Source organism: Streptomyces sp. NPDC058459, assembly GCF_042721685.1.
Lineage (GTDB): Bacteria > Actinomycetota > Actinomycetes > Streptomycetales > Streptomycetaceae > Streptomyces.
In genome coordinates, this window is record NZ_JBHXLV010000233.1 from 1 (window position 1) to 10170 (window position 10170).

Below are 10170 nucleotides of genomic sequence, written 5' to 3' on the forward strand. Positions count from 1 at the left end.
ACCCTTCCCCCCACGCTCGGGGTCGCGGGGCGGGGCGGCGTCCGGCACGGCTCAGCCGTAGGAGGGCGCCTCCCGGCCCGGAACCTCCGCCAGGGCCACCGTCCTTCGCTCGCGGCGGGAGATCTCGCAGGCCTCGGCGACGCGCAGGGCCTGCAACGCCTGCCAGCCGTCGCAGGGGTTGGGGCGTTCGCCGCGTACGACATCGACGAAGGCGCAGAGTTCGGACTCGTAGGCGGAGCCGAAGCGTTCGAGGAAGCCCGCCCAGGGCCTGTCGGCCGGGGGAGGGCCCGTCGGTTCGGTGGAGGCGATCGGGGTCCGGTCGTCCAGCCCGACGACCACCGTGTCCAGTTCGCCGGACAGCTCCATGCGTACGTCGTAGCCGGCGCCGTTGAGACGGGTCGCGGTCGCCGTGGCCAGGGTGCCGTCGTCCAGAGTGAGCACGGCCGCGCCGGTGCCGACGTCACCGGCCTCGCGGAACATCGGGGGACCGGCGTCCGAGCCGGTCGCGTACACGTCCACCACCTCGCTGCCGGTCACCCAGCGCAGCACGTCGAAGTCGTGGATGAGGGTGTCCCGGAACAGGCCCCCGGACAGCGGCAGCCACTCGCGCGGGGGCGGGGACTGGTCGGAGGTCAGGGCGCGTACGGTGTGCAGCCGGCCGAGCCGGCCCGAGCGCACCGCCTCGCGGGCGCCGGTGTACCCCGCGTCGAAGCGCCGCTGGAAGCCCATCTGGAGCACGGCGCCCGCCGCCGCGACCTCGGCGAGCGCGTGCAGTGTGCCGGGCAGGTCGAGCGCGATCGGCTTCTCGCAGAAGACCGGCAGCCCGGAGCGGGCCGCGCGGCCGATCAGCTCCGCGTGCGCGGCAGTCGCCGTGGTGATCACCACCGCGTCCACGCCCCAGTCGAAGACCTCGTCCACGCCTGGCGCCGCCGTCTCGCCCAGCCGGTGCGCCAGTTCCTGCGCGCGTGACGGATCGGAGTCCGTCAGGATCAGCGATCCGACCTCCCGGTGGCGGCTCAGCGTGTTGGCGTGGATGGTACCGATGCGGCCCGTACCGATGACCCCGATGCGCATGAGGACACATTGAGGGGGAACAGGGTGCGCCTGTCAATTGGAATGTCCGGACAACCAGACTTCACGACTTCCCGTCAACCGGTCGCCGGACTACCCTCGGGCCCGTGCCGAAACCAGATGTGGACCCGACCGCGCCGCTCGACCTCCGCGTGGACCGAAGCTCCCCGGTGCCGCTGTACTTCCAGCTCGCCCAGCAGCTGGAGGCCGCCATCGAGCGCGGCGTCCTCACCCCCGGCAGCCTGCTCGGCAACGAGATCGAGCTGGCCGCCCGGCTCGGCCTGTCCCGGCCCACCGTCCGCCAGGCCATCCAGTCCCTCGTCGACAAGGGCCTGCTGGTGCGGCGCCGGGGCGTCGGCACCCAGGTCGTGCACAGCCAGGTCAAGCGCCCGCTGGAACTGAGCAGCCTCTACGACGACCTGGAGGCGGCCGGACAGCGGCCCGCCACCAAGGTGCTGGTCAACACCGTCGTCCCGGCCACCGCCGAGATCGCCGCCGCGCTCGGCGTCACCGAGGGCGGTGACGTGCACCGCGTCGAGCGGCTGCGGCTGGCCCACGGCGAACCGATGGCGTACCTGATCAACCATCTGCCGCTCGGCCTGCTGGACCTCGACACCGCCCGGCTGGAGGCCACCGGGCTGTACCGGCTGATGCGCTCGGCCGGCATCACCCTGCACAGCGCCCGACAGTCCATCGGCGCCCGCGGCGCCACCCCCGCCGAGGCCGACCGGCTCGCCGAGGCCGAGGGCGCCCCGCTGCTCACCATGAGGCGCGTCACGTTCGACGACACCGGCCGCGCGGTCGAGCACGGCGACCACACCTACCGTCCGGCCCGGTATTCCTTCGAGTTCCAGCTCCTCGTGCGCCCCTGAGCCGCCCTCGGTCCGCGTCACGTTGTCCGGACAAAGGGCCTGTCGGACGTGCCCCGGACAGGTGACCAGTACTCCGAGTGTTCGATACTGAAGTGTTTGCGTCAGAACACAGCACCTCGGAACACGGCACCTCAGAACACGGCAAGAAGGGGCATGGCCTCGTGGCACGGTTTCAGAACCGGACAGGCATGACGGTGGCAGGAGCGTGTGCACTGCTCGCCTGCGTCTCGCTGACCGCCTGCAGCAGCACCGGTGGCAAGCGGGCCGAGGACGCCCGCAATGCCGCCACGGCTCAGGGCAGGGCGGCGGTGACCACCCCCCGCTGGACCATCGCGATGATCACCCACTCCGGGGACGGCGACACCTTCTGGGACATCGTGCAGAGCGGCGCCAAGCAGGCGGCGGTCAAGGACAACATCAACTTCCTGTACTCGCACGACGACGAGGCCCAGCAGCAGGCCCAGCTGGTGGACGCCGCGATCGACAAGAAGGTCGACGGGATCATCGTCAGCCTCGCCAAGCCCGACGCCCTCAAGGCGGCCGTGGCCCGCGCCCGCGAGGCCGGCATCCCGGTGGTCACGGTCAACTCGGGCTCGGCTCAGTCGAAGTCGTTCGGCGCGCTCAGCCACATCGGCCAGGACGAGACCATCGCCGGTGAGGCCGTGGGCGAGGAGCTGAACAAGCGCGGCCGCGAGAACGCCCTGTGCGTCCTGCACGAGCAGGGCAACGTCGGCCACGAGCAGCGCTGCGACGGCGTGGCGAAGACCTTCAAGGGCAAGGTCCGCAAGCTCTACGTCAACGGCACCAACATGCCCGACGTCCAGTCCGCCGTGGGCGCCAAGCTCCAGGCCGACCGGGACGTGGACGCCGTCGTGACCCTGGGCGCCCCCTACGCCGACACCGTGGTGAAGGCCAAGGAGGACACCGGCAGCAAGGCGGAGGTCGACACCTTCGACCTCAACGCCAAGGTCGCCGCCGAGCTGAAGGACGGCACCCTCGGCTTCGCCGTCGACCAGCAGCCCTACCTCCAGGGGTACGAGGCGGTCGACCTGCTGTGGCTGTACAAGTACAACGGCGACGTCCTCGGCGGCGGCAAGCCGGTCCTGACCGGCCCGCAGATCATCACCAAGGACCAGGCGGGCGCGCTCGCGGCGTACACCGATCGGGGCACCCGATGAGCACCACCACCGGCACCCGGCCCACCCCGGGCCCGGCGCCGGGGGGCGAGCAGCCGCGTGACGAACGGCTGCTGCGCACCTCCCCGCTGCGCAAGCTGCTCTCCCGGCCCGAACTGGGCTCGGTCGTAGGCGCCCTCGCGGTCCTGGTCTTCTTCGCGGTAGCCGCCGACGGCTTCCTGCGCCCGTCCAGCATCAGCACCGTGCTCTACGCCTCCTCGACCATCGGCATCATGGCCGTACCCGTGGCCCTGCTGATGATCGGCGGCGAGTTCGACCTCTCCGCGGGCGTCATGGTCACGTCCTCCGCGCTGATCTCCTCCATGTTCAGCTACCAGCTGACGGCCAACGCCTGGGTCGGCGCGGGCGTCTCGCTGCTGGTCACGCTGGCCGTCGGCGCGTTCAACGGCTTCGTGCTGACCCGTACGAAGCTGCCCAGCTTCATCGTCACGCTGGGCACCTTCCTGATGCTCACCGGCATCAACCTGGGCTTCACCAAGCTGATCGACGGGACCGTCTCCACCAAGTCCATCGGCGACATGGAGGGCTTCCCGAGCGCACACGCCCTGTTCGCCTCGACGCTCGGCCTCGGCGGGGTCGGCCTCAAGGTCACCGTGCTGTGGTGGCTGGGGCTCGTCGCCCTCGCCTCCTGGGTGCTGCTGCGGACCCGCGTGGGCAACTGGATCTTCGCGGTCGGCGGCAACGAGGACGCGGCCCGTGCGGTCGGCGTCCCCGTCGCCAAGACCAAGATCGGCCTCTACATGGGCGTCGCGTTCGGTGCCTGGGTGTCCGGGCAGCACCTGCTGTTCTCCTTCGACACCGTCCAGTCCGGCGAGGGCGTCGGCAACGAGCTGATCTACATCATCGCGGCCGTCATCGGCGGCTGCCTGATCACCGGCGGCTACGGCAGCGCCATCGGCTCGGCGGTCGGCGCGCTGCTGTTCGGCATGACCAGCAAGGGCATCGTCTTCGCCGAGTGGAACCCCGACTGGTTCAAGTTCTTCCTCGGAGCCATGCTCCTCCTGGCGACCCTGCTCAACACCTGGGTCCGCAAGCGCGCGGAGGCCACGAAATGACCGTCACCGAAGAGCGCGTCCCCCTGGTCGAGCTGACCGGCGTCAGCAAGCGCCACGGCAACGTCCGCGCCCTGGAGGGCGTCTCCCTCCAGGTGCACGCCGGGGAGATCACCTGTGTCCTCGGCGACAACGGCGCGGGCAAGTCCACCCTGATCAAGATCATCTCGGGCCTCCACCAGCACGACGGCGGCACCCTCGGCATCGAGGGCGAGGAGACCCGGCTCGCCTCCCCGCGCGACGCCCTGGACCGGGGCATCGCCACCGTCTACCAGGACCTCGCCGTCGTCTCCCTGATGCCGGTCTGGCGCAACTTCTTCCTCGGCTCCGAGCCCCGCAGGGGCAAGGGCCCCTTCGCGCGCCTGGACACCGACCTCATGCGCCGCACCACCCGCGAGGAACTGCTGCGCATGGGCATCGACCTGCGCGACGTCGACCAGCCCATCGGCACCCTCTCCGGCGGCGAGCGCCAGTGCGTGGCCATCGCGCGTGCCGTCCACTTCGGCGCCAAGGTGCTGGTCCTGGACGAACCCACCGCCGCCCTCGGCGTCAAGCAGTCCGGTGTGGTCCTCAAATACGTGGCCGCGGCACGGGACGCCGGTCTGGGTGTCGTGCTGATCACCCACAACCCGCACCACGCGCATCTCGTCGGCGACCGCTTCGTGCTGCTGCGGCGCGGCACCATGGTGGGCAACCACACACGTGACGAGATCACCCTGGACGAACTGACCAGGCAGATGGCCGGCGGAGCGGACCTGGACGCTCTGCACCACGAGCTGAACCGCGGCTGACGGGCGCGGGGCCGCGGGGTTTCGCGGCTCCGCTCCCGACCGCGCCGCACTCGGCGTGAGCGTGAGGCACAATCGAGCGCGATGAGCACCTACCGCGACCTCGCCGCCCCCATCGGCTCCCGCCGCGCCCCCGTCCTGCGCACGGTGGGCACCCGGGAACGCCGCTCCCACCTGACCGCGCCCCGGGTGCCCACGGTCGGGATCGACATCGGCGGCACCAAGGTCATGGCGGGCGTCGTGGACGCCGACGGCAACATCCTGGAGAAGCTCCGGGCGGAGACCCCGGACAAGTCCAAGAGTCCCCGGGTCGTCGAGGACACCATCGTCGAGCTGGTGCTCGACCTCTCCGACCGGCACGACGTGCACGCCGTCGGCATCGGGGCGGCCGGCTGGGTCGACGCCGAACGCAACCGGGTGCTGTTCGCCCCCCACCTGTCCTGGCGCAACGAACCCCTGCGCGACCGCCTCTCCGGCCGGCTGTCCGTGCCCGTCCTGGTGGACAACGACGCCAACACCGCGGCCTGGGCCGAGTGGCGCTTCGGCGCCGGGCGCGGCGAGGACCACCTCGTCATGATCACCCTGGGTACCGGTATCGGCGGCGCGATCCTGGAGGACGGCGCGGTCAAGCGGGGCAAGTTCGGCGTGGCCGGAGAGTTCGGCCATATGCAGGTCGTCCCCGGCGGTCACCGCTGCCCGTGCGGCAACCGCGGCTGCTGGGAGCAGTACAGCTCCGGCAACGCCCTGGTCCGCGAGGCGCGGGAGCTGGCCGCCGCCGACTCCCCGGTGGCCTACGGGATCATCGAGCACGTCAAGGGCAACATCGGCGACATCACCGGCCCGATGATCACCGAGCTGGCCCGCGAGGGCGACGCCATGTGCATCGAGCTGCTCCAGGACATCGGCCAGTGGCTCGGTGTCGGCATCGCCAACCTGGCCGCCGCCCTAGACCCCTCCTGCTTCGTGATCGGCGGTGGCGTCAGCGCCGCCGACGACCTGCTCATCGGCCCCGCCCGGGACGCCTTCAAGCGCCACCTCACCGGGCGCGGCTACCGCCCCGAGGCCCGTGTCACGCGCGCCCAGCTCGGGCCCGAGGCCGGCATGGTCGGCGCCGCGGACCTCGCCCGGCTGGTCGCCCGCCGCTTCCGCCGCGCCAAGCGCCGCCGCGTGGAACGCTACGAACGCTACGAGCGGTACACCCAGACCCGCCGGGACCGGGACACCGCATGACCACCTCGCTTCCCCACCAGGCGGCCGCCCCCACTACCCCGCACCCGGCGGGCGAGGACCCGCGTCACCGCGTCAAGCGCCGCGCCCTCACCCTGCTGATCATCGTGCTGCTCACCGGCGTACCGGCCGGCTATCTGGTGATCTCCGCCAACCAGAGCCGGGACAGCGGCAAGGACAAGGAAGCGAAGTACTCCGCCACCGGCCTCACCCCCGGCTGGCCCTCCAAGGTGCAGCGCCGCCTCTACCAGGTGCCCGTACCGCGCCCCGCCGACCGGCTCGCCTACTACGAGACCAACAACTGGAAGACCAGCCGCCTCTACGTGCAGTTCCGCACCAACGGCGCCGGCCTGGACAGCTTCCTCGGCGCCCTCGGCATGCGCCGGGACCAGCTGAAGCGGGGCTCGGTCACCATCGGCACCCGGGACCGGCAGATCTCCGGCTGGGAGTTCGCGGGGCCCGGCCCCTGGGCGAGCTACACCCGCAAGCAGAAGAACCCCGCGCCCACCCAGGAGGTGGTCGTGAACATGTCCGACCCGCAGTACCCGATGGTGTACGCGGTCTCGCGCACGGTGCCCTGAGCGGGCTTCGCACCCCGTTGTCAGACCCCACCCGTACAGTCGGAGACGGCTCGTCCGCCACGGACGGGGGATGGCGGGAGACAGCGGGAGACAGCGGGAGGAGACGGGAGGTGACGGGACACATGAGCGACGGCACGGCCACGGCACCGGCCCCCACGACAGGCCGCGCGCGGACCGAGGACACGGTCCCGGCACGCCTCGCCTGCGTCTACCTGCCCGCGCCCCTCCCGCGCGAGGCCCGCATCGCCTTCTGGGACCCCGCCGGCGACCCCCTCCTGGACGCCACCGACGAGCTGACCGTCGTACGACCGCACGGTACGGGTGTGCGCCGCCGCCAGGTGCCCGCGCTCACCCTGCCCCTCGCCGACGCGCTGCCCCTGCTGGTCCGCGCCCGGCACGACCCGGCCGCCCACCCGGCCACCGCCTGCTGGGGAGCCGCCGCGCTGCACGCCCTGCGCCTGGCCGCCCGGGGCCGGCTGCTGCCCGGCCTCACCCCGGGCGGGCACGACGCCTGGCGCGCCGGACCGCTGGAGCCCGACGACATCGCGCACCTGCGCGCGGTGGCCGCCGCCCTGCCGCCCGAGGGCCACGCCGTGCCGCTGCCCGGCCCCGCACCCCTCACCCTGCCCGAGCCCGAGGCCCTGGTCCGCTCCTTCCTCGACGCCGTCGCGGACACGCTGCCCCGCACCCCCGCCGCCCCGCACACCAGCGGGCGCCCTTTCGCCGCCCGCGAGCCGCAGCCGCTGCCCGGCGCCCACGACTGGGCAGCGGAGGTCGCCGCGGGCATGGACGCGGGCGTGCGCGTCTCACTGCGCCTGGACCTGTCCGGGTACAGCGTCTTCGACACCGGCGACGACGCGCGTGCGCGGTCCGCCGGTGCCGCCGTCGTCCAGGTCCACAGCCTCGCCGACCCCACCCTGGTGGCCGACGCGGCGGCGGTGTGGGCCGGGGACGCGGCCGCCTTCGGGCCCCGCGCGCACGTGGACGCCGCCCTCGCCGTCCGGCGCGCGGCGCGCGTGTGGGCGCCGCTGGACCGGCTCACCGAGCAGGACGTGCCCGACGTGCTGGCCCTGTCCGAGGAGGAGGTCACCGACCTGCTCGGCGTCGCCGCGACCAGGCTCGCGGCCGCCGGGGTCGCCGTGCACTGGCCCCGCGACCTCGCGAGCGACCTCGCCGCCACCGCCGAGGTCCGCACCGCCCCCGGCTCCGCGACCGACGGCACCGGCTTCTTCGAGAGCGAGGAACTGCTCAGCTTCCGCTGGCAGCTGGCGCTCGGCGGCGACCCGCTCACCGAGGCCGAGATGGACGCCCTCGCCGAGGCCCACCGCCCGGTCGTCCGGCTCCGTGACCGCTGGGTCCTGGTCGACCCCGCCCTGGTCCGCAAGGCCCGCAAGCGCGAACTGGGCCTGCTCGACCCCGTCGACGCGCTCGCCGTCGCCCTCACCGGCACCGCCGAGGTCGACGGCGAGACCGTGGAGGCCGTCCCGACCGGCGCCCTCGCGGCCCTGCGCGACCGGCTCACCGAGGGTCTCGCCCCGGCCGAGCCGCCCGCCGGTCTCGACGCGACCCTGCGCGACTACCAGTTGCGCGGCCTCGCCTGGCTCGACCTGATGACCTCCCTCGGACTCGGCGGCTGCCTCGCCGACGACATGGGCCTCGGCAAGACGATCACCCTCATCGCCCTCCACCTCCGGCGCGCCAGTGCCGAGCCGACCCTCGTGGTCTGCCCCGCCTCCCTGCTGGGGAACTGGCAGCGGGAGATCAACCGCTTCGCGCCCGGTGTCCCCGTCCGCCGCTTCCATGGCGCCGACCGCACCCTCGACGGTCTCACCGGCGGCTTCGTCCTCACCACCTACGGCACCATGCGCTCCGCCGCCGCGCAGCTCGCCGAGCGCTCCTGGGGCATGGTCGTCGCGGACGAGGCCCAGCATGTGAAGAACCCGTACTCGGCCACCGCAAAGGCGCTGCGCACCATCAGGACTCCCGCGCGCGTGGCGCTCACCGGCACCCCGGTGGAGAACAACCTCTCCGAGCTGTGGGCCCTGCTCGACTGGACCACCCCCGGCCTGCTCGGCCCACTGAAGTCCTTCCGCGCCCGGCACGCGCGCGCAGTGGAGAACGGCGAGGACGCCGAGGCGGTGGAGCGGCTGGCGCGGCTGGTCCGGCCGTTCATGCTGCGCCGCAAGAAGTCCGACCCCGGCATCGTGCCCGAACTGCCGCCCAAGACCGAGACCGACCATCCCGTCCCGCTCAGCCGCGAACAGGCCGCGCTGTACGAGGCGGTGGTGCGTGAGTCGATGCTCTTCATCGAGGAGGCGGACGGCATCGCCCGCCGGGGCCTGGTGCTGAAGCTGCTCGGCGCCCTCAAGCAGATCTGCGACCACCCCGCCCTCTACCTCAAGGAGGAGCCGTCCCACCCGGACCGGCTCTCCGCCCGCTCCGGCAAGCTCGCCCTGCTGGACGAACTGCTGGACACCGTGCTGGCCGAGGACGGCTCGGTGCTGGTCTTCACCCAGTACGTCGGCATGGCCCGGCTCATCACCGCCCACCTGGCCGACCGCGCGATCCCCCTCGACCTGCTGCACGGCGGCACGCCGGTGCCCGAACGGGAGCGGATGGTCGACCGCTTCCAGTCCGGTGAGATCCCGGTCCTGGTGCTCTCCCTCAAGGCGGCGGGCACCGGCCTGAACCTCACCCGCGCGGGACATGTCGTGCACTTCGACCGCTGGTGGAACCCCGCCGTGGAGGAACAGGCCACCGACCGCGCCTACCGCATCGGCCAGACCCAGCCCGTCCAGGTGCACCGCCTCGTCACGGAGGGCACCGTGGAGGACCGCATCGCCGAGATGCTCACGGCCAAGCGCGCCCTCGCCGACGCGATCCTCGGCTCCGGCGAGGCCGCCCTCACCGAACTGACCGACCGCGAACTGACCGACCTCGTGTCCCTGCGCAGGCCCGCGTGAGTGCCGGGGAGCACAGCCCGGCGGAGGAGGCCCGCGAGGCGCTGCGCGCGGCGCGTCCGGGGGGCGCCTCCGGGGAGCCCGCCGGGGGAGGTTCCGGGTCGGCGGACGGCCTCGGTCAGGGGCCGGCGCCCGGGACCGGAGCCCGGCCCGGTGAGGTCGCACGGGCCGCGCTGCGGGCTGCCGTGGCGGCTCGGCGTGAAGGGGCGGAGGGGGAGCCACCCCCGGAGCCTCCGCAGCCTCCGGAGTCCCCGGAGTCCCCGAAGGCCCCGGAGCCCCCGGAGGCCGATGCCGCTTCCGGTGACCCGACCGCGCCCGCCGAACCCCGGCCGACCCCGGCCGGTGCCCGTCCGGGCGACGCGGCCCGCGAGGCACTCCGCGCTGCCCGGCGGGAGGCCGGGCGGCGTCCCCGTGGGACCGCCC

General features: G+C 73.1%; 8 protein-coding genes and 1 pseudogene. 8 read left to right on the forward strand and 1 reads right to left on the reverse strand.

Annotation, left to right across the window (positions count from 1 at the left end; all coding sequences use genetic code 11):
• Window positions 1-51: 51 nt before the first annotated feature.
• Window positions 52-1074 (reverse strand): Gfo/Idh/MocA family oxidoreductase, encoded by a 1023-nt coding sequence (locus tag ACFWN1_RS28625; RefSeq protein ID WP_384368046.1) that lies wholly within the window; start codon window positions 1072-1074, stop codon window positions 52-54.
• Window positions 1075-1193: 119 nt separating this feature from the next.
• Here ACFWN1_RS28625 and ACFWN1_RS28630 point away from each other — a divergent pair, with 119 nt between their 5' ends.
• From ACFWN1_RS28630 to ACFWN1_RS28665, 8 genes and pseudogenes are all read left to right on the forward strand, one after another.
• Window positions 1194-1943, forward strand: coding sequence for a GntR family transcriptional regulator (locus ACFWN1_RS28630; RefSeq protein ID WP_384368067.1), 750 nt, complete (start codon window positions 1194-1196; stop codon window positions 1941-1943).
• Between the two features lie 188 nt (window positions 1944-2131).
• On the forward strand, window positions 2132-3121 hold the full coding sequence (locus ACFWN1_RS28635; protein WP_384368049.1) for a sugar ABC transporter substrate-binding protein: 990 nt from the start codon (window positions 2132-2134) through the stop codon (window positions 3119-3121).
• The gene (locus ACFWN1_RS28640; RefSeq protein WP_384368052.1) at window positions 3118-4194 is read left to right on the forward strand and encodes an ABC transporter permease; all 1077 of its coding nucleotides are present in this window, start codon (window positions 3118-3120) and stop codon (window positions 4192-4194) included. The genes ACFWN1_RS28635 and ACFWN1_RS28640 overlap by 4 nt, the downstream gene beginning before the upstream one ends.
• The gene (locus ACFWN1_RS28645; protein WP_384368055.1) at window positions 4191-4982 is read left to right on the forward strand and encodes an ATP-binding cassette domain-containing protein; all 792 of its coding nucleotides are present in this window, start codon (window positions 4191-4193) and stop codon (window positions 4980-4982) included. The genes ACFWN1_RS28640 and ACFWN1_RS28645 overlap by 4 nt, the downstream gene beginning before the upstream one ends.
• 81 nt (window positions 4983-5063) lie before the next feature.
• Complete coding sequence (locus ACFWN1_RS28650; protein WP_384368058.1) at window positions 5064-6209, forward strand: ROK family glucokinase; 1146 nt, start codon at window positions 5064-5066, stop codon at window positions 6207-6209.
• Window positions 6206-6787 carry a sugar kinase gene (locus tag ACFWN1_RS28655; protein WP_384368061.1) on the forward strand — a complete coding sequence of 194 codons (582 nt, stop codon included), beginning with the start codon at window positions 6206-6208 and terminating at the stop codon, window positions 6785-6787. The genes ACFWN1_RS28650 and ACFWN1_RS28655 overlap by 4 nt, the downstream gene beginning before the upstream one ends.
• Window positions 6788-6909: 122 nt before the next feature.
• The gene (locus ACFWN1_RS28660; protein ID WP_384368064.1) at window positions 6910-9750 is read left to right on the forward strand and encodes an SNF2-related protein; all 2841 of its coding nucleotides are present in this window, start codon (window positions 6910-6912) and stop codon (window positions 9748-9750) included.
• Window positions 9747-10170 (forward strand): annotated as a pseudogene (locus ACFWN1_RS28665) (hypothetical protein); the annotation flags it as partial. The gene ACFWN1_RS28660 and the pseudogene ACFWN1_RS28665, both read left to right, overlap by 4 nt.

Coding starts and splice junctions, on each gene's coding strand:
- ACFWN1_RS28625 (WP_384368046.1), bottom strand. CDS start 1,074: ATGCGCATCGGGGTCATCGGTACGGGCCGCATCGGTACCATCCACGCC.
- ACFWN1_RS28635 (WP_384368049.1), top strand. CDS start 2,132: ATGACGGTGGCAGGAGCGTGTGCACTGCTCGCCTGCGTCTCGCTGACC.
- ACFWN1_RS28640 (WP_384368052.1), top strand. CDS start 3,118: ATGAGCACCACCACCGGCACCCGGCCCACCCCGGGCCCGGCGCCGGGG.
- ACFWN1_RS28645 (WP_384368055.1), top strand. CDS start 4,191: ATGACCGTCACCGAAGAGCGCGTCCCCCTGGTCGAGCTGACCGGCGTC.
- ACFWN1_RS28650 (WP_384368058.1), top strand. CDS start 5,064: ATGAGCACCTACCGCGACCTCGCCGCCCCCATCGGCTCCCGCCGCGCC.
- ACFWN1_RS28655 (WP_384368061.1), top strand. CDS start 6,206: ATGACCACCTCGCTTCCCCACCAGGCGGCCGCCCCCACTACCCCGCAC.
- ACFWN1_RS28660 (WP_384368064.1), top strand. CDS start 6,910: ATGAGCGACGGCACGGCCACGGCACCGGCCCCCACGACAGGCCGCGCG.